The sequence below is a fragment of the Virgibacillus alimentarius genome, assembly GCF_017874635.1.
In the GTDB taxonomy this organism is placed as follows: Bacteria; Bacillota; Bacilli; order Bacillales; family Amphibacillaceae; genus Virgibacillus_B; species Virgibacillus_B alimentarius.
This window is the reverse complement of the sequence record NZ_JAGIKX010000006.1, coordinates 60,456-83,135: the sequence shown is the minus strand read 5'-3', so window position 1 is coordinate 83,135 and position 22,680 is coordinate 60,456. Positions and strand designations below refer to the sequence as shown.

Below are 22,680 nucleotides of genomic sequence, written 5' to 3'. Positions count from 1 at the left end.
GAACTTTTTTGCAATCAAGGGGTTGCCTTTCCGCTTTATATTTTCTCTTTAATATCTGCTTTCTCTTTTAATTCTTCTGTTTTCTTTTGAATTGCCTTCCCCTTATTCTCTTGGGTAATTTGTGCTTTTAGTTGATCTTTTACTTCTTCAAATTTTGGTACGTCTTCGCCTTGTCCCTGTGCTTTGAACTGTTTATATTGGTCTTTTATTTCTTCGTCAGTTGGTTCAATATCCTTAAACTCTTTTTCTGCATATTCATTTAATTGTAGTTCAAAAGCCAATTGATCCTTCAATGTCTCTTCATCTAAGTGAAATTGTTTTAAAAAGGCTTTATACTGTTCCTCATCTTGTGACTTTAATTCTTCAATCTGTTTATCGACTTCCTTTTTAGGTACTTCTATTCCCTTGTTATCCACTTCCTGTTTAAGCAATTCTTGGCCTACCAGTGCCTCTAATGTTTGTTTTTTTAATTCTTTTTTATCCACTTTCTTTTGGCCCATTCCAGTCGCTTGCATTTTGATTTGCGGATAAATTGCATTATATTGATCACCTTTAACTTTTTCACCATTTATATGAAGGACAACTTTGTCATCCTTCACCTTTTCCTCGTCACTTATATCCAGTTCTTGCATCGGTGCTTGTCCAGCAGTTTTCTCATCTTTTGTTTTATCGTCTTCTTTATCATCACCACATGCAGCTAAAATGACTGCAATACTGAGTGCTAAAGCTAACATCATTATTTTTTTCATATCCATTTACCCTCATTTCTTAACTTTGTCCTCTTAATTCAAACACATTTCCTATAGCAATAGCAAATAACTAAAAAGAGCTAAAATAGCCTAAAGCCTATTCTGACCGCATTTTCTGCGATACTTAACATTTGAATAACAAATAGCTCTAAATGTTCCTTACTTTTGCCACAGTCTTATCATAAAAGGGCAATCCGTCATTATACGGATTGCCCTTCATCGTTCATTAGTTATTTTAAACCTTCATCCACTTCTTTAATCATTTCTGACACGGACTCAAGTCCACCACCAGATAGATACCAGTAGTTCGGATCTAAATAAACAATATTATCATTTTTATATACCTTTGTTTTTTTCATCAACTCATTTTCAACAACCTGCTTAGCTGAAGATTCGCCTCCAATAACAGCTCCTCGGTCTATTACATATAGTAAATCAGGATCTTGCTCTGTTACATACTCAAATGAAACATTCATACCATGTGTAGAAGCTTCAATATTTTCATCTACAGCTGGAACACCGAATACATCATGAATAAGTCCAAATCTGGAGTTTGGCCCGTATGCGCTAATTTTATCATCATTCGCTAAAATAATAAGTGCCTTTTGATCACTTGATTCAGCCTTTTGTTTCAAATCGGCGATCGAATCCTCAATAGCTGCTAATTCCTTCTCAACCTCTTCTTCTTTATTAAAAATTTCTCCTATTGTTGCTAAATTTTCCTTAAATGAGTCCATATATCGTGTAGTATCTACCCCAAGATAAATGGTTGGTGCAATGTCTTTTAATTGATCATATAAATCTGATTGTCTTCCGGAAATGATAATTAGCCCTGGGTCAACCTCAGCAATTTTTTCAAAGTCCGGTTCCTTCAAGCTCCCAACATTTTCATAATCTTCACTTCCATATTTTTCTAAGTATGTTGGAATCGTCGCTTGTGGAACTCCTGTTACATCAATACCAAGTTGATCCAATGTATCTAACGTACCAAAATCAAAGACTACTACATTTTCCGGATTTTTTGGTACTTCCGTTTCACCAAGTTCATGTTTGACAGTAATAGTTTCTTTATCGGAGTCATCTTTACCTTTATCTTCATTCTTTTCCCCTGAAGCTCCGCAAGCAGAAATAAGTATCATGATAGCACTCAAAGCTAATAATAATGTGAATTTCTTCATCGTGTTAACTCCTTTTATATTAAATTTTATATTTATAAACACTAGTTTTACATGTCCCGAATTTACAGTTCTATTGCCCTCTATTTAAAATTTGAAAAATATCAAATGGTTACCTTGTTCTTATTTTAAAATCTATTCTATTAATACATCACTCCTTTTAGGCAAAATCATTTACCATTTATTAAAAATAAGTTATATTAATATTGTGTGTTTATGAGTTTCTTTATACTGGAATTACTGCTAAACTCTAATTCCTTTATAAGGGAACTTTTTTTATTTGATAGTGACAACAAACCTTCATTCCTATCCAGTCATGTAATTTTACTAGTGTTAGAAATAAACACAAATACGTTGGTCATCGATGTTTTTAATATTGATATCCATTTCATAAATATCTTTTAATACACATTCATCGATAACATCGCATGTTGGCCCTTGCTTTACAATTTTCCCATCTTTCAATGCCACAATTTGATCGGAATAGCAAGATGCAAAGTTAATATCATGAATCACAATAACAATTGTTTTTCCTAACTCATCAACCAGACGGCGAAGAGTTTTCATGATTTGTACAGAATGGCGCATATCCAAGTTATTAAGCGGCTCATCCAACATTATATATTCTGTATCTTGTGCGATAACCATTGCAATATGTGCGCGCTGACGCTGACCACCACTGAGTTCATCTAAGTATTTATCTTGCATATCGCGAAGTTCCATATAATCAATCGCTTGATCTACTTTTTCCCAGTCTTCCTTTTTCAATTTTCCTTGAGAATATGGGAAACGCCCAAATGAAACGAGCTCACGAATCGTTAATTTTAAATTAATGGAATTGGACTGCTTCAAAATAGATATTTTCTTTGCCAGATCTTTGCCTTTCGCTTTCGTAATATCCTTGCCATCAATCGTAATTTCGCCATCATCTTTCGCAATAAGACGACTGATCATTGAGATTAATGTACTCTTCCCAGCTCCATTGGGACCAATAAAAGAAGTAATTGTTCCTTTTTCTATTTTTACAGAAACATCCTCTACTACATTCTTTTTATTATATTTTTTAAATACACTTTTAATATCTACCATGATTTATTCTCCTTTAACAAAAGATATATAAAGTAGACGCCACCAATAAAGTTAATAATGACACTAATCGTTGTTTGAAATACGAAGACTTTCTCAACGATAAATTGCCCACCTAACAAAGCAATAATACTTATTAATATAGATCCAATAATAAGGTAAAAATGACGAAATGTTTTCAGGAATTCATAAGCAACGTTAACAACTAAAAGACCGAGAAACGTAATCGGGCCAATTAGTGCTGTAGCGATTGAAATAAGAATAGCTACAATGATCAGCAATCGTTTAACAACATAGTCATATGGGACGCCCAAATTAATAGCATCATCTTTTCCGAGCGCTAAAACATCAAGGTACTTGTTAAAACGTGCATAATACAAAGTAACAAGCAGCATGAGAGCGATCGATAAATAAACAAGGTCTGTATTCACGTTATTAATACTCGCAAACATGCGATCTTGCGCAACCATAAACTCGTTTGGGTCAATAAGTACTTGCATAAAGGAAGTGAGACTGCTGAAAAATGTCCCTAAGATCATTCCAATTAGTAAGAGAAAATAGATATTATTTTTTTCTCCCCTGAATAAAATTCGGAACAGAATGAGTGAAAATAAAGCCATAATCCCTACAGATACAAGATAATTAATATTACTATTCATCATTACAAGCGATTTTGACCCGAAAACAAAGATAATAAATGTTTGAATAAGTAAGTATAATGAATCAAGCCCCATAACACTCGGAGTCAATATACGATTATTTGTAATCGTCATAAAAATAGTTGTTGAAAATGCGATGGCTCCACCTGTTATGATAATTGCTACAACTTTAATAATTCTTCTTGGTAAGATATAGCCGATATTTCCACTTAAATCATAAAAAACATATAAGAGTGCTAAGATTGATGCAATTATTGCCAGGATGATCGTCTTCTTTTTATAACCCATATTTCCGTCTCCTTACTAACAGATAGATGAATATCCCACTACCGATAACCCCAACTGTCAGACTGATTGGAATCTCATACGGGTAAATGATAATCCTGCCAATGATATCGCATGTTAGAACAAAGACAGCCCCTAGCAATGCTGTATGTAATAAACTTTTTTTCAAATGGTCTCCTTGATAGATTGTCACTATATTTGGGATGATTAATCCTAAAAACGGTATCATTCCCACCGACAAAACAACAGATGCTGTAACCAGAGCCACAATAATTAGTCCAATGTTTACGACTTGCCTATAATTTAAACCTAAATTTCTAGAGAAATCCTCCCCCATACCTGCAATGGTAAATTTATTCGCATAAAAATAGGCGATCATTAGAATAGGTATACTGATAAACATTAACTCATAATTTCCGCTCATAATCATAGAAAAGTCACCTTGCATCCATGATGTCATATTTTGAATTAAATCATTTTTATAAGCGAAAAATGTTGAAATTGAGTTTATAATATTCCCAAACATTAAACCAACTAAAGGAATAAATATCGCATCTTTAAACTTGATCTTTTCTAGAATTTTCATAAAAACAAGCGTACCAAGAAGCGCAAATGCAAAAGATACTAACATTTTTTGTATTGGGCTTGCGGTAGTAAAAATCATTAGAGAAACAAGTACCCCAAGTCGGGCCGAATCCAGCGTTCCCGAAGTCGTTGGAGAAACGAATTTATTTTTACTTAGTTGTTGCATAATCAGCCCGCAAATACTCATGCTCATGCCAGCAATTAAAATACTAAAAAGCCTTGGCAATCTGCTAACAAGCAACACTTCCGCCTGATCGTCTGTTAAGTGAAAAATATCAAGTGGTGATACTTCAGACACACCTATAAATGTAGATGTAAAAGATAAAACTAGTAATGCAATAACTAAGTAACGTATTTTCATAAAAATGTCCTTCTCAATGAATTAATAATAATTATTATGTTTGAATGATTATAATTAATAATGATATTCATTATCAATTAGATTTAATTTGAGTATAGCACATTAAAAAATGAGATTCAATAAAATACATACGGTTTTTTAATAGATCATTAGAATAATAGTATTTTTGGACCAAATGAAAAAAGCCTTCTGAGTAGTTATTCAAGAAGACCTTTCGTATGTTCATTTATTTTCCTCCACTTTACAGCCTTCACCTGTACAATATGATGTTTCTAAATCTTTGGGGTTAAGATCATGAAGGAACGGTTTTTTGTTTTCATCAATCCATACCTTTTCAAGCACGTCTAAGAAAACCTCTGTCGGTTGCGCACCAGATACAGCATACTTATCATTAAATACGAAAAAAGGAACTCCTTTGACGCCAATTTCCCTTGCTTGTCTTTCTTCGGCACGTACAAGTGATGCAAAGTCATTTTCACCGAGTAACGCTGCTACTTCTTTCGAATTTAAACCTACCTCTTCTGCTAGTTCAACTAATGTTGCGTGATCAGCGATATGTCTGGTATCGGTAAAGTAAGCTTTCAATAATCGCTCTGTCATTTCCTTACCTTTTTCATTTGCCTCAGCATATTTAGCAACGCGATGAGCATCAAATGTATTTGTATGTATCATCGTGTCAAAATGGTACTTTAAACCTTCTTCAGCTGCTTGCTTTCCAATATCAGCGTTAGTAGCTTTTGCTTTTTCTACACCCATTCCATATTTACTTGCTAATAATTCATGGATACTTTTTTCTGGGTTCTTTTTTGCACATGGGTCCAACTGATAACTTTTATATTTAATCGTTATATGATCATCTTTATTAAAAGTTTTTAATGCCTTTTCAAACCGGCGCTTTCCTATATAGCAAAATGGACAGACAAAATCGGACCAAATATCTACTTTCATTTTGTTACACCTCATTTCTGTAAGTATTTTAGCATAGCCAATCCAGCTATAGATAATTTTGTGCTTAAGAAACGAGGTGCAGCAATATAATTCATAAGTCATATTTTTAGTGACTTCGGCGATCGACATAATGCCCATAATCTGGGATGGCGAGATGATTAAAATCTTTTACGAGCGTCACTAGACCTTGTTTAAGTTCTTCTCCCTCCATCATGACACCGTGTCCAGGAACTACTGTATTCGGATTGAGATCAGCTAATTTTTTTACTGATTCCCATGCCGCGTCCCAATCAGTTGTTAAATATCTTGGAGGTCCGTTTACTTCAGGGGTTTGCATTAGTACATTGTAAAATGAATCCTGTTTAACAGTAATAAAGGCATCTCCAGATAACAACATAGCATCTTTTTCTCTAAAAAAGGAGACATGGCCAGGAGAGTGTCCAGGAGTGTGAACCCATTTCCAATCAGGTAACCCGGGGACACTCTGGTCTGATGGCAAAGCTTTTACAGCTTGCCCCAAATTAATCGGTTCATTAGGGTACATAGGGGAAACTTTAGCCAGCATTCCGCCTTCAACCGTTGGATCCGGTTCAGGATAGCCTTTTTCTCCAGTTAAATAAGGCAACTCTAATTCATGTGCATAGACAGGCACATCCCACTCTTTAACCAAATCAACCAACCCACCGACATGATCAAAGTGACCGTGCGTTAATAAAATTGCTGTTGGTTTACTCTCCTCCCCAAAACGTTCAGCTACTACTGCGTAAATTTCTTCAGCTGATTGGGGTAAACCCGCGTCAACTAAAGCCCACTTCCCGTCCTTTGGGTGACCAATAAAGGAGATGTTTACAATTTGATCTGTATAGTAAGATACATCATTTGCTGCTTCTTCTTTCATTCGACTTGTTATCGACGTCATAGGGATAAATCTGCTATCCCTGCTTTCATGCATATTTTTATCCATATCTTATTTAAAACCTCCATTCTAAAGTAGTATATGGAGGTTAAAGAAAAATAATCGGACGTGTTCAAAACGAAATATTGCTTTTCATAACATTTTTTAACCATTGCTAAAGCAAACTTTAGCATTCCTATTCTAATAATGAGGTACCCATAATGCTGACTCGTTTTGTATCTTTTAATTCCTTTATTGTTTGGGCTCCAATACCAAACATGGTCATTTTCAATTCTAATTCAATTTGATCCATTGTTCTCATAACTTCCTCTTCCGATTCAGTTGCAGCCTGCAATAACTGACGAGCGAATCCGGTGATATCAGCCCCAAGGGTTATTGCCTTTGCAGCATCTAGTCCCGTTTTCATCCCTCCACTTGCAATTACTGGCGTATTCTCAAGCTTGCTTTTAACAGATACGATACAATCCTTGGTTGGAATGCCCCAGCTATTAAATGCTTCAGCCGCTCCTTTTTTAAGTTCGTCTTGGGACCTGAGCTTTTCCACTTGACTCCATGAGGTACCACCTGCACCCGCCACATCGATATAACTGATTCCCGCATCATATAATTGACGAGCAACTGTACCGTCAATCCCAAAACCTACTTCTTTCACTCCCACTGGTACACTCAATTCCTTACATACCTTTTCTATTTTTGGCAAAAGATCTTTAAAGTTTAAATCCCCGCCATCTTGTACTACCTCTTGCAAACTGTTCAAATGCAAGACAATGGAATCAGCTCCTGTTAAATCAACAATCCGCTGGCAATGTTCTGCTCCATACCCATAATTAAATTGAACCGCACCAATGTTAGCAATTAATGGTACGGAAGGTGCTTGTTTACGGATTAAAAATGATTCCTGATGTGCATCACTTTCCAGTAACGCTCTTGTAGAGCCTAGTGCAATTGCCCATCCCTTCGCCTCAGCGGCCAGAGCTAAATTTTGATTTATCTTTGCCGCTAGCTCAGAACCGCCAGTCATGGAGCTAACTAAAAACGGAGCTCGCAGATTTTTGGATAAAAATTCAGTATCTAATTTGATATCAGAAAAGTTAATCTCTGGGAGCGCATTATGTATAAAAGAAATTCCTTCTAGTCCAGTTGTTTTATTTACACCCTCAACATTATCATCAAGGCATAATCGTATATGTTCCGTCTTACGCCTATTAATCCCTTCCTCCATATCAACACATCCTTTTTTAATCTATTATAAATCCTACAGACATCATACCAATAATTTGCTTCGTTGTAATGGACAAAGCATATTACTTAAGAGATGATTAACCAGCTCTTAAAATATTAGCACCACCAATTATTGTGCTTATATCAATCTTTTTTCATACCTGGATACATAGCACCTGCCACATCATTTCTAGATTGAGGAGAAAAAGTATTTCCTTTGTTTATATCAACGGACTCGGTGGAATTTTCAACTGATGTCGTATGAGGGTATACATGTTCATTTTTTACAACATGATGATGTTTAATTGTTGTGTGTGAAGGATGCACATGTTGTACAGTTTCTTCTGTACAATGAAGGACAACATTTTCTTTTACAGGATAAACAATCGGACTCTTTGGTCTATGACACCGACACCAAGGATGACGATGTCGTCTCATAAATATGCCTCCCTTCTTATGATGGGTTACAATTAGCTTATTCATCTCTTTATCATTCAAATACCTAGTTCATCGTTTGCAAATAAAGTTTGGACGTAAAAAATGAGCTAAAAAAGACATGGATTTCTCCACGCCTTTTATTATCGTATATTCATTTCATTTGGGTCAGGGCCTTTACGCTCATTACGATTAAGATCTTCTATTTTGCCCATATCTCCTTCAGTCAATTCAAAATCAAAAACGTTAAAATTTTCTTCTATGCGCGCTGGGGTAACTGATTTTGGAATGACTATTACACCTGATTGGAGATGCCAGCGGATAATTACTTGTGCTGTCGTCTTTCCATGCTTTTTTGCTATTTCCTGTATTAGTGGGTCATTTAATGCTTTCCCTCCTTGATGCAGAGGACTCCAGGCCTCCACATATATGTCATGCTTCAAACAAAATTCTTTCAGTTCAGTTTGCTGTAGATAGGGATGACATTCTACTTGGTTTAAAACTGGCTTTACGTCACATTCATTTAAGATCCGCTGCAATTGTTCAACTGTAAAATTGCAAAGACCGATTGCTTTTACACAGCCGTCATTATATAACTTTTCTAATGCTTTATAAGTATCAATATAATCATCATACTTGGGTGTTGGCCAATGAATCAGATATAGGTCAATATAATCAAGACCTAACTTTTCTAAACTGGAATCAAATGCTTTTAATGTATTTTCATACCCATGATCACTATTCCAAACTTTCGTAGTAATGAATAATTCTTCTCGCGGAATACGGCTATCAGCTATTGCCTCTCCAACTCCCCTTTCATTTTCATAAACCTTTGCCGTATCAATTGATCGATAACCGACATTTAATGCCTTTTTAACCACTACCGCTACCTTTTCTTCTGGTACTTGCCAAACTCCAAAACCAAGTTGAGGCATTTTTAAAGCATTGTTTAAAGTGATGTATAGCATTGCATCGCTTCCTTTCTTTTCGTTAGCTGCGGCTAAGTTTACCATATGAGAGCGCTAGTAGGAAAATCTTTACATTTATAAAATCAAAATTATTTTAAAAAATTTGCAAATACGTGTGATTTTAAGAATATTATATGTTAATCTATATTTATGTTAACCATATGAAATTAAGGTTAACGATAAAGGGGGTTAAACTAGAATGAAAAAATCAAAATGGACACCTCTGAACATCACACTCGGCAGCTTATTTGTTGCTTTAACAGCAGTAGGATCCAATATTACATCCATTGCACCATTTCTGGTAGTTGGGGGTGTTCCTATCACATTGCAGACGTTCTTTGCAGTATTAGCGGGAATCGTTCTGGGAAGCAGGCTAGGAGCCTTTTCCATGTTTATTTATATGGTGCTTGGTTTAGCTGGGGCGCCTATTTTTGCACAATTTAAAGGCGGAATTGCTATGATTCTCTCCCCTACATTCGGTTTTATTATATCATTTATCCTCATTGCTTATGTTGCAGGGAAAATAGCAGAAAAGAAGCGAACCTTGCCGATGTATATTATTGCTGCACTAACAGGTACTGCCATCAACTATATCTTTGGAACCAACTGGATGTACGCAGCTTATTTATTTTGGTTCGAGGCTCCGGAAGGTTTCACCTATAAACTGGCATGGTTGTGGATGATTGTACCGCTGCCAAAAGATATTCTTCTTGCTATTTTTGCGGGTTCATTAGCTTACAGACTTGAAAAAATTACATTGATTAGCAGTAAAATCAAAAATCAAAGACATACTGCTTAATAATAAAGGAGTGGAAAATAATGTCTAAGTGGGATTTGTTAGCAACAAGTGTTATTGATGGTTTTGAGATCTCGGAGGAAGAAGCTTTAGAAATACTCGATTGTCCAAACGAAGAAATTCTTCAACTTTTAAATGGTGCTTACAAAGTTAGATATCACCACTTTGGAAACAAAGTAAAACTAAACATGATTATTAATACAAAGTCAGGCGCTTGTTCGGAAAACTGCGGTTACTGTGCACAATCAAGAGATTCATCGGCTCCAATTGAAAAATACCGAATGATGGATAAGGATTCTATTGTTAAAGGAGCAGAAAATGCGCACAAACTTAACTCAGGCACCTACTGTATTGTTGCTAGTGGGAGAGGGCCGACAGATCGCGAGCTAAACACGGTAATTTCCGCAGTTAAGGAAATAAAACAACAGTATAACATGAAAATATGTGCATGCCTTGGAATACTAAAACCTGGACAAGCACTTCAATTAAAAGAAGCGGGAGTGGATCGGTACAATCATAATCTTAATACCTCTAAAAACCATCATGCCAACATTACAACAAGCCACACGTATCAAGATCGTGTTGCTACAGTCAATAAGGCAAAAGAAGCGGGGATCTCTCCTTGTTCAGGCGTTATCGTCGGTATGAAAGAGTCCAAACTTGATGTCGTACATATGGCGTTAGCTCTAAAAGATTTAGATGCCGATTCTATCCCAGTTAATTTCCTGCATGCTATTGACGGAACAATGCTAGAAGGGACAAATGAACTTAACCCTATGTATTGTTTAAAAGTACTTGCATTATTCCGTTTTATGAATCCTACGAAAGAAATCAGAGTATCTGGTGGCCGGGAAGTTAATCTCAGAACACTGCAGCCTTTAAGTTTATATGCAGCTAACTCCATATTTGTTGGAGACTATTTAACAACTGCCGGTCAAGAAGGTACGAGAGACCATCAAATGCTTAAAGACATGGGATTTGAAATTGATTATGAATCCAGTGACATCCCCGTATAAAAGCAAGATATAGTGAGGTGTTCTTATAAGAAGGGAGGTTGAGCCATTTAAAATGAAACAACCTCTCTTCTTCTATTCTTTTACTATGGATTACTTTTCTTTTTATGATATAAAAAACAATCTTTTGTATGATCATTGACCATCCCTGTTGCTTGCATAAACGCATAACAGATCGTTGGTCCTACAAATTTAAAGCCCCGCTTTTTTAGATCTTTGCTCATTTGCTCTGATTCTTTTGTCAAAGCAGGCACTTCATCATGGGTTTCCCAGTTATTTAAAATGGGCTCCCCGCCGACAAACCGCCAAATATAATGATCAAAGCTGCCAAACTCTTCTTGAATGCGTAAAAAAGCTTGCGCATTCGTAATAACAGAACGAACCTTGCGTTTGTTGCGGATAATCCCTTCGTCCCGCAGTAAGTCTTGTATTTTTTCCTCGCTATACATACTTATAGTCTTTGGATCAAAATTATCAAAAGCAGTCCGGTAATTTTCCCTACGCTTTAAAATTGTTATCCAGCTTAATCCAGCTTGCGCACCCTCAAGTGTGATCATTTCAAAAAGCTTTTGATCATCATGAGTTGGAATACCCCATTCAACATCATGGTATTTGATATAAAGTGGGTCTTCTGTTACCCACGCACAACGCTTGTTTCGCATCGTCTACTCTTCCTTTGTTTCTATTTTATTTTCATCATAGGAGATCCAATCACTAAAGCTACCAGGATATAATTTAACATTCTGGAAACCAGCTATTTTTAAAGCCATGATGTTTGGACATGCAGATACCCCAGACCCACATGACACAATAACTTCATTGTCCTTATCTAATTGCTCAAAATGACGATCTAATTCATCCTTATTTTTCCATTTTCCGTGATTTGTTAAAACATCTTTCCAAAAATAGTTTTTTGCGCCCGGAATATGGCCTGCCCGCTTATACCTTGTTTCTTGTTGACCTAAGTATCTATCTTTAGCCCTGGAATCAATGAGAACTGTTTCCTCCTTTTTTTCCTTTACGTCTTGTATATCAACTACTTCATCCGTACGCAACGCTGGTTTAAATTCTTTCGCCGTAAGTTTAGGGAGATCAGTTGTCACTTCATTGCCATTTGCTATCCACTCGTTATAACCGCCTTCAAGCACATATACTTTTTCATGTCCAATATAATGGAGCAGCCACCAGCATCTTGCAGCGAACATATCATTGTGCTGATCATAAACAACTACGGTAGTGTCATTGTCAATTCCAATATGACCTATTTTTGCAACAAAGGTATCTATATCTGGTAAGGGGTGACTCCCTCCATGTTTCGCAATTCTTCCTGATAAATCCTTATCTAGATCCAAATAAACTGCACCTGGAATATGCCCATCCAAATAAGCCTTTCTCCCTGCATCTGGATCATTTAATTGAAAACGGGCATCAATAATCATCGTATTGTTTTGATCATTTTGTAATCGTCGCTTCAAACGATCAACCGTTATAATAGAAGACATGAAATCCCTCCATTTTATTTCAATGTTATTTTCTTCTTCCATCATACATCTTAAAGAACATTCTATATAGAAAAACAACTCGATATGATACGATAGAGATAAATTATAATGGGAGTTGTTATCATGAAAAAAGAACTTATCGACCGTTTTGTTACATATGCGAAAATCGATACACAATCCAATGATGATAATGATAATACACCTTCTACACCAGGACAATTGGAACTGGCCAAAGTGCTGATAGCCGAACTGAAGGAAATTGGTATGCGGGATGTGTCCATGGATGATTATGGATACGTGATGGCTACACTTCCTTCAAATACAGATAAAAACGTACCAACAATTGGCTTTTTAGCACACCTGGATACCGCAACCGATTTCACAGGTAAAGATGTAAAACCACAGGTAATAGAAAGTTTTGATGGGAATGACATTGTACTAAATAAAGAATTGGATGTTGTTTTATCAGCAGCTGATTTTCCTGAATTACCTACATACAAAGGGCACACATTGATTACAACCGATGGGACAACTTTACTTGGAGCGGATAACAAAGCTGGGATTACTGAAATTATGACCGCGATGGCCTATTTGATTAATCATCCAGAAATTAAACATGGACCGATTCGCATCGCCTTTACTCCGGATGAAGAAATTGGCCGGGGTCCGCATAAATTTGATGTAAGCCGTTTCAATGCTTCATACGCGTATACCGTTGACGGTGGACCACTTGGCGAATTACAGTATGAAAGTTTTAATGCTGCAGCTGCTCGTGTAACCTTTAAAGGAAACAGTGTTCATCCTGGTACAGCAAAAGATAAAATGATTAATGCAGGGAAAATAGCTGCTGAATTTATCAGCAAATTCCCGGAGCTGGAGACACCTGAACATACTTCATCCTATGAGGGATTCTTTCATTTAATGGCCGTAAACGGTGATGTTGAAAAGGCGGAAGTAATTTATATTATACGTGACTTTGATAAAGAAAAATTTGCCAAAAGAAAACAGTTGGTGGAAAACTTTGTGAATGACATTAAAGAGAAATATAATGAAACATGCGTCCACTTAGAAATGGTCGATCAGTATTATAATATGCGTGAAAAAATTGAACCTGTTAAAGAAATTGTTAATATTGCCCATCGAGCGATGACAAATTTGGACATCCGTCCCATTGTACAACCAATTCGCGGAGGTACAGATGGTTCACAGCTTTCTTATATGGGACTTCCAACACCTAACATCTTTACAGGAGGAGAAAACTTTCACGGAAAGTTTGAGTATATTTCCGTTGATAATATGGAAAAAGCAACAAACGTTATTATAGAGATTTGTCAATTATTTGCTAAAAAAGAGTATTAACAATAATTGATTCTTGCAGCAACTAATGAGAAAATATAACCTATGAAATGAAAAAGAAACTATCATTCTACATGAATTTTGATCGGAGAGCGAGAAACAATGTCTACGAAAAGTTTGAAGATGTTTATCCTTGCTGCATCGCTTTTATTTATCACTGCATGCAGTAGCCCAGCCAATAGTACGGACGAAGAGAATCATACAGACTCTCGTACAACTGCGGAGGAATTAAACAAAAACGAAAAGCAAGATCTACCTGATAAAACGCTGCAAAAGGGAGATCAAGATAAATCTGTTCAACATCTCCAAGCGGCTTTGAAAGAAATCAACTATCCAATTGAAGCAAATGGAAAATTTGATGCAGAAACCACTTGGGCAATTACGGATATCCAACTACAGCTGGATGATCTCGATATAACCGGTATATATGATATGGATACAAAAGAAGCCATTAATAAAGCTGTTAAAGATAAGCAAGAAATAAATCCAGGATCAGGACTTAAACAGCCTGAAAAGGACAGCGGTGCAAAGGATAAAACGGTAGCAAACCCATATGAAATTTTATCCGTTGTAAATAAACAAAGTGCATTGCCTGCAGACTACACACCGGTGGATCTCGTTGTACCAGATATTCCTTTCCCTTTTACGGAAGATTTGCCAAAAAAACAAATGAGGAAAGTTGCTGCAAAGGCTTTAGAAGAAATGTTTGAGGCTAGTGAGGAAGCAGGGCTGGATTTAGTTGCGCAATCAGGGTATAGATCGTTTGAAAGACAGGAAGCTATTTTTGCATCTAATTCACAAGAACATGGTAAAGAAGCTGCAAACAATTTTAGTGCAAGAGCTGGTGAAAGTGAACATCAGACTGGTTTAACAATGGATGTAACAACACCAAGTATTGAAAATCAATTAATCATAGAATTTGGGGAGACAGAGGAAGGTAAATGGCTTCAACAGCACGCAGCAGATTATGGATATATTATCCGTTATCCGAAAGGAAAAGAAGATATTACAAACTACCAATACGAACCATGGCATATACGTTATGTCGGCAAAAAAGCAGCCAAAGAAATCATGATTAATGAGTTAACATTAGAAGAATATATAGAAAAAATCACAAACTAGTAATCTATAATCATTTTCATTCGTTTAAGTAGGGGATGTACTATCTTCTACTTTTTTTCTATCTATGTAAAAACAGGAGCCGTGTTATGTATTGCGTGAGAAGTGATTCTCACACAATTTTTTGAGATAAATTCTTTTCTTCTGCAATACATTTATCTAGTGCACGAATACATTCTAATGCCTGATCACTGTCAATTTTCCTGTAATGATGACTTCCTCCATCCTCTTCATCCGCTTCATCTGCTAATGTGACGACCTGCTGCAATGGCGTTAATTTTAACTCCCCGGCTGGCAAGTAGGAGTCCGTATGCAATAGAATTGCAACCGCGATTTCTTTAGCCGCATGCCGGTCTTCACCTATTCGAATCAACAATTTGTGCGCACGGCTAGCTCCTTTAATCGCATGAATATCATTTTCTTTATACAAATCATAATCCCACTCACCATTTCGATACCATGTAAAGTGACCAACATCATGAAGCAATCCTGCCTTTGCCGCATGGTCTGGATTAATACGGTACTTTTTCGCAAACATAAAGGCGTTTTCTGCCACGGCTATTGCATGGGCAACTCCGGAACGCTTTAAATACTTCTGTGTAATGGGATGCAAAAAAATTTGCTCCAATGTTACATTTTTCATCTTTAAGCACTCCTTTCACTTACCTTCATTTGTTGAAACAAATCCTCGATAGTGAGGGAATTCTACCCCATTAACTAAAAATATATTGTTTAAAAATATAGCATGATCTATTTTCTTTTGCAACAAGCGATTGTCTTTTTCGGCAATAAAATTTAATTAAAATGGTTTTAATATCATTAATGCGATGATCACAATTAATATTAAATTTGTAATGCGTTCATACAAAAATAATTGTTTTGACAAATGATAATATTTTTCAGGTATTTCTTCACCCCGGTATCTTTTTAGAATCTCTTTTATCGGTTTTAACCTTGGGGCTAGCAACGCAGGTCCGAAGCCAAGTACAATCATAAAAAGAATGAAACTAATAATATACCAGCCCTGGTGAAATAAATAGGTATTCATCAACCCCATCCATATTCCTGTAATTAATAAGAGTGCTCCTCCTATCATAATGAATACATGTATACGTTTTCTAAGTCTATAAGCATGTTTCAATTCTGTCATGTTAGATGCTTTTGTAACAATATAAGTCATAACAAACCCCGGACCTACTCCTATAATAGCTGAAAAAACATGAATAAAGACAAGATAATCGTAAAATGACATTTTGTTAACCTCCAAATTAATTTCACCCGTGTCCCTATGACCATACATGATTTTGTCTTATTCACGTTGTGATGTTTTCCACATTTCCCATGGACTTTTTAACAAAATGATGGCTTTTTATTTTTTAAAGGAATGTAGCAATTTTCATTATCTCAACCTCAAAAATAACACAAATAAGAGGCTGTCTCTGTTCGCTTGCTATGAGACAGCCTTTCTTTTACTTCCTCCACAGTTTCATCGGGTCTTCTTGTCCATCTTTTAAAGGCATATGTTCCATTTTAATAGAACGCTCAAGTCTTTCTCGCTGCAACTCTTTATAAATCATTGCCGATTTGCCTAATCCCGATTGTGCTGCCTGTTCGATCGAAGCACAATAGTATACTATTTCAATCCCCGCAAAATACATTGCAGTCAGACACATGGGACAGGGCTCTCCACTAGCATACATCGTATATGCAGATAAATCATCGGTCTTAAGTTTTCTTTGCGCACGACGAATAGCTAGCAATTCCGCATGCCCACTTACATCATGTGTTTTATGCAGTTCATTTACTCCCTCAGTGAAAATTTCATTGTCTTTCATCAGAACTGCTCCAAAGGGTTGTCCACCATCCTGCACATTATCAAAAGCTAATTGTACTGCTCGTTCCATGAATTTATCCAATATGAGCCCCCCACATTCCTATTATTAGCATTATTTTACAAGGAAGAAAGGCTTTAGACAAATGATTATTCATACTCTATCTTCATATCTCCTGGCTTAATCCATCCTTTTTTTCTGAATCCAAATGCAATAATCCAGCTAATGAACGCTGGAGCAATCATGTGTAAAATGATCATACTCCATAATACATTCATCGAAAAACCCATCGATTCAAAGGTCATAATTTGCCCAACAAATCCGCTTGTTCCCATTCCTGCGCCTAAGGCATTGTTTTCCAGCCCGAGCCATACGGTGGAAAAAGGCGCCAAAATAGCTCCAGCAATAGTTGGAGGCAGAATAATAATGGGTTTTTTTAAAATATTGGCAACTTGTAGCATGGATGTCCCAATTCCTTGAGCCAAAAATCCACCTATTCCATTGTCACGGTAACTAATCACCGCAAATCCAACCATTTGTGCTGCACAACCAACAGTAGCAGCCCCAGCAGCAAGCCCATCTAAAGATAGCATAATTGCAATAGCCAAGCTGGAAATTGGGGCCGTTAATCCCCATCCCATTAGTACAGCAACCAGTATTCCCATAATAAATGGCTGTTGCATGGTTGACCAATTAATGATCTCTCCGAACCAAACCATAAATGTATTAATCGGTGGTCCTATAAATGTTCCTGTTAAATAGCCTACCAAAATAGTTACAAATGGGGTGATTAAAATATCAATTCGGGTCGTTTTATAGACGATTTTACCAATCTCACAAGCAAGTAAAGTCGTCACATAGCTTCCTGCAGGTCCGCCTAATTCTGCACCAAATGCACCAGCATATAAAGTAGACAATAATACAAGCGGCGGAGCCTTTAAACCATAAGCAATGGCTACACCTATCGCACCTCCCATAATCTTCGTTTCCATTGCAAAGCTTCCCATATCGATAAGGAATGATCTTTCTAATTGTTCACCGGCTGTTTTAATAATTAACCCAATGATTAAAGAGGAAAACAAACCAAGTGCCATATAACTCAGGGCAGTAATAAAGTATTCTCTTAGCGATAAAGAGACTCCCTTTTTATGTAAAAAATCCTTCAAGCATATTCCTCCTCTCCTCGTATAGTATATTTAGGCATTGTTTTCTGCCTATTTGATCTGATTCATTTATGAATGATACAAGCTGTTATAACTCCGTTACCTTTCACTACAGGCGGACTGGCTTGAGCCCTCCTCGCTCACAAAAATCGTGCGCTGTGGGGTCTCAAGACTCATGCTATTCCCACTGGAGTCGTCGCCTTTCGTTCAAGGTAACTCAGTTTGTGCATGCCTTCATAAAAACATTAATCACCTAAGTCACATATCAATCTCTTGGACGCTCTGGGATATTCCTAGAAAATGGTCTTAGGATCATTTGGGGCATAATTCGCACATTTGAGAAACAAATCAAAGAACTAATTTACACGGCCCAAAGGAGCGTCAATACATGAAGCATAATTAGCTTCTAATCCTATGAATAATTTCTAGTGTTTTACATATATTTACTGGAGTTGGTTAGTGTTGCCTTTTTTAAGCAAATTGTACCTTGATAACTAAAAAACTATTTAATTTTCACTTGACATACTACCGCAGGTCTTTTAATCCCATCCTAATTATCTTCATACTATTTTCTATTATTACGTGACTTATTTCTTATGACAAGTTTTTTAGAAAATTGTCGCTTTATTGCTTTTATGTGCTCGATCGTATACAATTTAAATGATAATAATTATCATTTAAATAAAGGAGACGATTTTTGAATGGACCAAACAAAAAACCAGACAGAATTGGCGAAAATCATTCGTGAACGTCGCTCTGTTAAAAAGGGTTATAATGATAAGAAAGTAACAGAAGAAGCAGTTCTAGAACTGTTGGAAGATGCCATATGGGCACCTACACATGGCATGAGACAACCATGGCGCTTTATTTTTATCGGAGAAGATCAAAAAGCTGACTTTGCTAAAAGGGTGGCGTCTACATACCCAGAAGAAAGACAAGAAAATCGTGAGGCATTTCTAAATGAACCGAGTGCCTATCTTGTTGTAATTATGGAAGAACCAGATAACCAAAAACAATGGGATGAGAATTTTGGTGCTACTGCAAGCATGATCCAAAACTTCTGGCTTTTGGCATGGGAAAAACAGCTTGGTGTCGTATGGAGAACAAATCCACATATCTATGAACCGAAAACAAAAGAAATCTTAGATGTTAGTGCCAACGAAAAAATAGTCGGTTTCTTACACCTTGGATATTTTGATACGCAACCAGCCAAAAAAGAAAGAATACCAGTAGTGGAAAAATTTGAAACGTATAAAGGATAACTAAAAAACACTGAATGTCCTCCCCGACTTTAGTGTTTTTTTGTTTTCAGCATCACTCTAAACACAACACACTTTAGTAATATTAAGAATAAAAGGATACTTCTAAAAATATTTTTAAAACTGTTGACTTTTACTCAAAGTTGCCTTATCATTAGTTTCAATAATTAAATCGACAAGCGAAGACGAAGAGTAGTAATCTATAAACACATTCAGAGAACTGGTGGCAGGTGCAAACCAGTGTGACATTATAGATGAATGGACTTTAGAGCTTCCAAACCGAACCAGAAGATGAAGTAGGCTTTGGCGAAATGTCTCATCGTTATACGAGATAATATGAAATGTGATTTTCATATTACCAGAGTGAGCTATTTTAGCTAATAAAGGTGGTACCACGAGATCCTCGTCCTTTTTCCGGATAGAGGTTTTTTTTTTTTTTAAAATAAAGTTTTAAACATAATCTAAGATCATACGTAGTTTTCATAAAACTGAATATTTAAATCAAGGAGTAAGAGAAGTAGGCATATTTGAAACGTCACAGAGAGCCGGGGCTGCTGGAAACCTGGTACGTGGATGATGTTGAATGGACTTACGAGAGGTTTCCTGAAGTAAGACTAGGGAAACACGGAATTCCACCGTTACAAGGATAGGGTATACGATTTTAATGAATCCGTACCTGAATAAGATGAAAATTGTTTTTTTCAAAAGAGGTGGCACCGCGGTCACACTATCGTCCTCTATAAACACAGATCAAATGTGTTTATAGAGGATTTTTTTATTTATTGATGAGGAGGCTAAAACGATGAAAGTTAATACACAAACTGCTCTTCCCTATAAAGTTGTAAAACAAAATGCTGATACATTAACACCAATTGCGATCTTCAGCAATTTGGAAGGGCGGAAAAAATTTTTATTAGAAAGCTCCATGTCTCATGATCAAAAAGGAAAGTATTCATTTATGGGAGCTAATCCTTATCAGGAAATAATCGGTACAAAAGGAGAAAGTACGATCCTAAATAATATACGTGGAACAGTAAATATTGAAAAAAAGCCGGCTTTGTCTGCCTTACAAACTTATTTTCCAAAAATGGATATCGAGCTCCCCTTTCCTTTCATCGGCGGCGGAATTGGATTTGTTGGTTACGATGCGATCCGTTCCTATGAAAATTTGGGATGCGAGCTCCCTGACGATCTGAATATGCCTGATGTTCATTTAATGTTTTATAAAGACATCATTGTCTTTGACCATAGAAACGAGTCTGTTTATCTGATTGCAATGAATCTTGAACGGCAAGATGAAAACATTTTAGATCAGAGGATAAACAAGATGAAAAAGGCATTAACTGCCATACAAGACGAAAGCATAACCAAGGAAGAAAATATGGTATTTGAACCTGAGATGGAAAAACAACGATTTATCGATAATGTTAAAAAAGCAAAAAAATATATTCAAGACAATGAAGTATTACAAGTTGTTCTATCACAGCGAATGAAAGCAAAAACAAACGGAGATCCATTTACGTTTTACCGCAAGCTTAGAAGAGCTAATCCATCACCATACATGTTCTATATTGATTTTCATGATTATATCGTTTTAGGTGCATCTCCGGAAAGTTTGGTTCAAACGAGCGGTTCAACAATTATCACGAATCCAATAGCGGGAACACGTCCCCGCGGGAAAACAACACTTGAAGATGAAGCAAACACAAAAGATCTTCTCTCAGATAAAAAAGAAAGATCGGAGCATGATATGCTTGTCGACCTAAGCAAATATGATCTTAGCCGCATTTGTGAAAAAAGCACTATTTCCACTCCCACCTACACGGCTATTGAAAAATATCAACACGTTATGCACATGGTCTCTGAAGTTCGCGGCGTCTTAAAGCATAATCTAACAAGTATTGATGCGCTTATTGCTTGCTTACCAGCTGGAACAGTATCTGGTGCACCAAAACTCAAGGCGATGCAGATCATTAACGGATTAGAAGATAAAAAACGTGGTGTCTATGGAGGAGGAATTGGATATATTGGCTTTAATTACGATTTAAATATGACGCTAACGATACGATCACTCATTATAAAAGAAAAAAATGCATACCTTCAAGTTGGCGCAGGAATTGTGGCCGACTCTAAACCGGAAGCGGAATATCAAGAAACATTGCATAAATCCAGATCATTAATTGAAGCAAGTCACTATATCTAAGCTAAATAGGAAAGGAGTATTAGGATGAGGAAATTTTTGGAAAAAGTGATCAATCAAGAAAACCTTCGTATAGAAGAAATGAAAGAGGCAGCAAAAAGCTGTTTTAATGAACAGATATCTGATAGCGAATTAGCAGCATTTCTAATTGCTTTACGGGCAAAAGGAGAAACGCCAGAGGAAATCGCTGGATTAGCTGAGATCATCCGTTCCGAATCAAGTCAAAAGTCAAATCGATTAACAAATGTGATGGATAATTGTGGAACAGGAGGAGATGGTTCCTATAGTTTTAATATTAGTACAACTGCTGCCTTTGTTATTGCTGGTGCAGGAGTAACAGTTGCCAAACACGGAAATCGCAGTATTTCCAGCAAGACTGGAAGTGCGGATGTACTAGAACATTTAGGCATTTCATTAACGTTTCAAAAAGAACAAATGGAAGAAATTTTACACGAAAATAACATCGCCTTCTTGTATGCCCCAAATATTCATCAAGGGATGAAACGTTTTATGAAAGTGCGACAAGACCTACGGATTCCAACCGTTTTTAATCTTATTGGTCCCCTTACGAATCCGGTCACATTGGATACACAATTTGTTGGGGTTTATCGACGGGATATGCTTCCTATGATCGCTGAAACCATGCATCGATTAGGACGACGAAGAGCAATTGCAATTAATGGAGCTGGATATATGGATGAAGCCTCTCTAGCTGGTGAAAACCATCTTTCCTTACTAAACGAAGGAAAAGTCACGAATTTTACCATCCATCCGTCAGAACTCGATTTGCCAGTCTACCCTAACGAAAAAATAAGGGGTGGCAATGCCGAAGAAAATGCTGACATATTGTTGCGTGTTTTAAACGGAAAACCTGGTCCCTATTATGATACAGTTCTTTTAAATGCTGGCCTTGGGTTATATGCAAATGGCATCGCTCAAACGATGAAAAGTGGGATTGACATGGCTAGAGAAAGCATCGCAAGTGGTGCAGCGCTTGAAAAACTACATCGATTAGCGGACTATAGCAAAAAAATCCTAGTGGGGTGATGGAA

At 36.6% G+C, this 22,680-nt stretch carries 23 protein-coding genes and 2 other annotated features; of the genes, 7 read left to right on the top strand and 16 right to left on the bottom strand.

Annotated features, from left to right (window positions below):
* Positions 1 to 35: 35 nt before the first annotated feature.
* The 10 genes from J2Z81_RS05915 to J2Z81_RS05870 form a co-directional block, all read right to left on the bottom strand.
* Positions 36 to 749 carry a SurA N-terminal domain-containing protein gene (locus J2Z81_RS05915; protein WP_029269645.1) on the bottom strand — a complete coding sequence of 238 codons (714 nt, stop codon included), beginning with the start codon at positions 747 to 749 and terminating at the stop codon, positions 36 to 38.
* Positions 750 to 979: 230 nt separating this feature from the next.
* Positions 980 to 1,927, bottom strand: a complete 948-nt coding sequence (locus J2Z81_RS05910) for a siderophore ABC transporter substrate-binding protein (protein ID WP_226370908.1) — start codon at positions 1,925 to 1,927, stop codon at positions 980 to 982.
* Positions 1,928 to 2,257: 330 nt separating this feature from the next.
* Complete coding sequence (locus J2Z81_RS05905; protein WP_029267388.1) at positions 2,258 to 3,013, bottom strand: iron ABC transporter ATP-binding protein; 756 nt, start codon at positions 3,011 to 3,013, stop codon at positions 2,258 to 2,260.
* Positions 3,007 to 3,957 (bottom strand): iron chelate uptake ABC transporter family permease subunit, encoded by a 951-nt coding sequence (locus tag J2Z81_RS05900; protein WP_029267390.1) that lies wholly within the window; start codon positions 3,955 to 3,957, stop codon positions 3,007 to 3,009. The genes J2Z81_RS05905 and J2Z81_RS05900 overlap by 7 nt, the downstream gene beginning before the upstream one ends.
* Positions 3,947 to 4,900, bottom strand: a complete 954-nt coding sequence (locus tag J2Z81_RS05895) for an ABC transporter permease (RefSeq protein WP_029267392.1) — start codon at positions 4,898 to 4,900, stop codon at positions 3,947 to 3,949. The genes J2Z81_RS05900 and J2Z81_RS05895 overlap by 11 nt, the downstream gene beginning before the upstream one ends.
* Before the next feature lie 222 nt (positions 4,901 to 5,122).
* Positions 5,123 to 5,848 (bottom strand): DsbA family oxidoreductase, encoded by a 726-nt coding sequence (locus J2Z81_RS05890; RefSeq protein ID WP_029267394.1) that lies wholly within the window; start codon positions 5,846 to 5,848, stop codon positions 5,123 to 5,125.
* A gap of 106 nt (positions 5,849 to 5,954) precedes the next feature.
* Positions 5,955 to 6,812, bottom strand: coding sequence for an MBL fold metallo-hydrolase (locus tag J2Z81_RS05885; protein WP_029267395.1), 858 nt, complete (start codon positions 6,810 to 6,812; stop codon positions 5,955 to 5,957).
* Positions 6,813 to 6,939: 127 nt separating this feature from the next.
* A complete protein-coding gene (gene fni / locus J2Z81_RS05880) occupies positions 6,940 to 7,986 on the bottom strand; it encodes a type 2 isopentenyl-diphosphate Delta-isomerase (RefSeq protein ID WP_226370907.1) in 1,047 nt (348 codons plus the stop codon).
* Between the two features lie 143 nt (positions 7,987 to 8,129).
* A complete protein-coding gene (locus J2Z81_RS05875; protein WP_226370906.1) occupies positions 8,130 to 8,423 on the bottom strand; it encodes a CotD family spore coat protein in 294 nt (97 codons plus the stop codon).
* Between the two features lie 140 nt (positions 8,424 to 8,563).
* Positions 8,564 to 9,388 carry an aldo/keto reductase gene (locus J2Z81_RS05870; protein WP_029267402.1) on the bottom strand — a complete coding sequence of 275 codons (825 nt, stop codon included), beginning with the start codon at positions 9,386 to 9,388 and terminating at the stop codon, positions 8,564 to 8,566.
* 199 nt (positions 9,389 to 9,587) lie between these two features.
* On the opposite strand from J2Z81_RS05870, the gene J2Z81_RS05865 reads away from it, so the two are divergent.
* Together J2Z81_RS05865 and bioB are read left to right on the top strand one after the other, a co-directional pair.
* On the top strand, positions 9,588 to 10,187 hold the full coding sequence (locus J2Z81_RS05865; RefSeq protein WP_029267404.1) for a biotin transporter BioY: 600 nt from the start codon (positions 9,588 to 9,590) through the stop codon (positions 10,185 to 10,187).
* Positions 10,188 to 10,207: 20 nt separating this feature from the next.
* The gene (bioB, locus tag J2Z81_RS05860) at positions 10,208 to 11,200 is read left to right on the top strand and encodes a biotin synthase BioB (RefSeq protein WP_029267406.1); all 993 of its coding nucleotides are present in this window, start codon (positions 10,208 to 10,210) and stop codon (positions 11,198 to 11,200) included.
* Positions 11,201 to 11,283: 83 nt separating this feature from the next.
* Here bioB and J2Z81_RS05855 read toward each other — a convergent pair whose 3' ends face one another.
* Entirely contained in the window at positions 11,284 to 11,859 is a 576-nt protein-coding gene (locus tag J2Z81_RS05855) for a DNA-3-methyladenine glycosylase I (protein ID WP_029267408.1), read from the bottom strand.
* Between the two features lie 3 nt (positions 11,860 to 11,862).
* Complete coding sequence (locus J2Z81_RS05850) at positions 11,863 to 12,699, bottom strand: sulfurtransferase (RefSeq protein WP_029267410.1); 837 nt, start codon at positions 12,697 to 12,699, stop codon at positions 11,863 to 11,865.
* 123 nt (positions 12,700 to 12,822) lie between these two features.
* Here J2Z81_RS05850 and pepT point away from each other — a divergent pair, with 123 nt between their 5' ends.
* Both pepT and J2Z81_RS05840 read left to right on the top strand, forming a co-directional pair.
* Positions 12,823 to 14,058: a peptidase T gene (gene pepT / locus J2Z81_RS05845; RefSeq protein ID WP_029267412.1), complete on the top strand. Its 1,236-nt coding sequence runs from the start codon at positions 12,823 to 12,825 to the stop codon at positions 14,056 to 14,058.
* 99 nt (positions 14,059 to 14,157) lie between these two features.
* Complete coding sequence (locus tag J2Z81_RS05840; protein WP_029267414.1) at positions 14,158 to 15,177, top strand: M15 family metallopeptidase; 1,020 nt, start codon at positions 14,158 to 14,160, stop codon at positions 15,175 to 15,177.
* A 109-nt stretch (positions 15,178 to 15,286) separates the two neighbouring features.
* Here the strand turns inward: J2Z81_RS05840 and J2Z81_RS05835 are convergent, their stop codons facing one another.
* The 4 genes from J2Z81_RS05835 to J2Z81_RS05820 all read right to left on the bottom strand — a co-directional run bounded on the left by J2Z81_RS05835 (position 15,287) and on the right by J2Z81_RS05820 (position 18,172).
* Positions 15,287 to 15,817, bottom strand: coding sequence for an HD domain-containing protein (locus J2Z81_RS05835; RefSeq protein WP_029267416.1), 531 nt, complete (start codon positions 15,815 to 15,817; stop codon positions 15,287 to 15,289).
* Positions 15,818 to 15,973: 156 nt separating this feature from the next.
* Positions 15,974 to 16,426, bottom strand: a complete 453-nt coding sequence (locus J2Z81_RS05830) for a DUF2269 family protein (RefSeq protein ID WP_029267418.1) — start codon at positions 16,424 to 16,426, stop codon at positions 15,974 to 15,976.
* Between the two features lie 217 nt (positions 16,427 to 16,643).
* Positions 16,644 to 17,090: a nucleoside deaminase gene (locus J2Z81_RS05825; protein ID WP_226370905.1), complete on the bottom strand. Its 447-nt coding sequence runs from the start codon at positions 17,088 to 17,090 to the stop codon at positions 16,644 to 16,646.
* 65 nt (positions 17,091 to 17,155) lie between these two features.
* Complete coding sequence (locus J2Z81_RS05820) at positions 17,156 to 18,172, bottom strand: PTS transporter subunit IIC (protein ID WP_226370904.1); 1,017 nt, start codon at positions 18,170 to 18,172, stop codon at positions 17,156 to 17,158.
* 698 nt (positions 18,173 to 18,870) lie between these two features.
* Between J2Z81_RS05820 and J2Z81_RS05815 the strand changes: the two genes are divergently transcribed.
* From J2Z81_RS05815 to trpD, 3 genes are all read left to right on the top strand, one after another.
* The gene (locus J2Z81_RS05815) at positions 18,871 to 19,431 is read left to right on the top strand and encodes a nitroreductase family protein (protein ID WP_029269131.1); all 561 of its coding nucleotides are present in this window, start codon (positions 18,871 to 18,873) and stop codon (positions 19,429 to 19,431) included.
* A 170-nt stretch (positions 19,432 to 19,601) separates the two neighbouring features.
* Positions 19,602 to 19,842 (top strand) — a binding site (T-box leader).
* 81 nt (positions 19,843 to 19,923) lie between these two features.
* Positions 19,924 to 20,169 (top strand) — a binding site (T-box leader).
* A 61-nt stretch (positions 20,170 to 20,230) separates the two neighbouring features.
* Entirely contained in the window at positions 20,231 to 21,631 is a 1,401-nt protein-coding gene (gene trpE, locus J2Z81_RS05810; protein ID WP_029269129.1) for an anthranilate synthase component I, read from the top strand.
* A gap of 24 nt (positions 21,632 to 21,655) precedes the next feature.
* Positions 21,656 to 22,675 carry an anthranilate phosphoribosyltransferase gene (gene trpD, locus J2Z81_RS05805; RefSeq protein ID WP_029269127.1) on the top strand — a complete coding sequence of 340 codons (1,020 nt, stop codon included), beginning with the start codon at positions 21,656 to 21,658 and terminating at the stop codon, positions 22,673 to 22,675.
* Positions 22,676 to 22,680 lie beyond the last annotated feature (5 nt).

Bases quoted from the DNA above. Each gene is read 5' to 3' on its own strand.
- J2Z81_RS05915 (WP_029269645.1), bottom strand. From the start codon at position 749: ATGAAAAAAATAATGATGTTAGCTTTAGCACTCAGTATTGCAGTCATT.
- J2Z81_RS05910 (WP_226370908.1), bottom strand. From the start codon at position 1,927: ATGAAGAAATTCACATTATTATTAGCTTTGAGTGCTATCATGATACTT.
- J2Z81_RS05905 (WP_029267388.1), bottom strand. From the start codon at position 3,013: ATGGTAGATATTAAAAGTGTATTTAAAAAATATAATAAAAAGAATGTA.
- J2Z81_RS05900 (WP_029267390.1), bottom strand. From the start codon at position 3,957: ATGGGTTATAAAAAGAAGACGATCATCCTGGCAATAATTGCATCAATC.
- J2Z81_RS05895 (WP_029267392.1), bottom strand. From the start codon at position 4,900: ATGAAAATACGTTACTTAGTTATTGCATTACTAGTTTTATCTTTTACA.
- J2Z81_RS05890 (WP_029267394.1), bottom strand. From the start codon at position 5,848: ATGAAAGTAGATATTTGGTCCGATTTTGTCTGTCCATTTTGCTATATA.
- J2Z81_RS05885 (WP_029267395.1), bottom strand. From the start codon at position 6,812: ATGGATAAAAATATGCATGAAAGCAGGGATAGCAGATTTATCCCTATG.
- fni (WP_226370907.1), bottom strand. From the start codon at position 7,986: ATGGAGGAAGGGATTAATAGGCGTAAGACGGAACATATACGATTATGC.
- J2Z81_RS05875 (WP_226370906.1), bottom strand. From the start codon at position 8,423: ATGAGACGACATCGTCATCCTTGGTGTCGGTGTCATAGACCAAAGAGT.
- J2Z81_RS05870 (WP_029267402.1), bottom strand. From the start codon at position 9,388: ATGCTATACATCACTTTAAACAATGCTTTAAAAATGCCTCAACTTGGT.
- J2Z81_RS05865 (WP_029267404.1), top strand. From the start codon at position 9,588: ATGAAAAAATCAAAATGGACACCTCTGAACATCACACTCGGCAGCTTA.
- bioB (WP_029267406.1), top strand. From the start codon at position 10,208: ATGTCTAAGTGGGATTTGTTAGCAACAAGTGTTATTGATGGTTTTGAG.
- J2Z81_RS05855 (WP_029267408.1), bottom strand. From the start codon at position 11,859: ATGCGAAACAAGCGTTGTGCGTGGGTAACAGAAGACCCACTTTATATC.
- J2Z81_RS05850 (WP_029267410.1), bottom strand. From the start codon at position 12,699: ATGTCTTCTATTATAACGGTTGATCGTTTGAAGCGACGATTACAAAAT.
- pepT (WP_029267412.1), top strand. From the start codon at position 12,823: ATGAAAAAAGAACTTATCGACCGTTTTGTTACATATGCGAAAATCGAT.
- J2Z81_RS05840 (WP_029267414.1), top strand. From the start codon at position 14,158: ATGTCTACGAAAAGTTTGAAGATGTTTATCCTTGCTGCATCGCTTTTA.
- J2Z81_RS05835 (WP_029267416.1), bottom strand. From the start codon at position 15,817: ATGAAAAATGTAACATTGGAGCAAATTTTTTTGCATCCCATTACACAG.
- J2Z81_RS05830 (WP_029267418.1), bottom strand. From the start codon at position 16,426: ATGTCATTTTACGATTATCTTGTCTTTATTCATGTTTTTTCAGCTATT.
- J2Z81_RS05815 (WP_029269131.1), top strand. From the start codon at position 18,871: ATGGACCAAACAAAAAACCAGACAGAATTGGCGAAAATCATTCGTGAA.
- trpE (WP_029269129.1), top strand. From the start codon at position 20,231: ATGAAAGTTAATACACAAACTGCTCTTCCCTATAAAGTTGTAAAACAA.
- trpD (WP_029269127.1), top strand. From the start codon at position 21,656: ATGAGGAAATTTTTGGAAAAAGTGATCAATCAAGAAAACCTTCGTATA.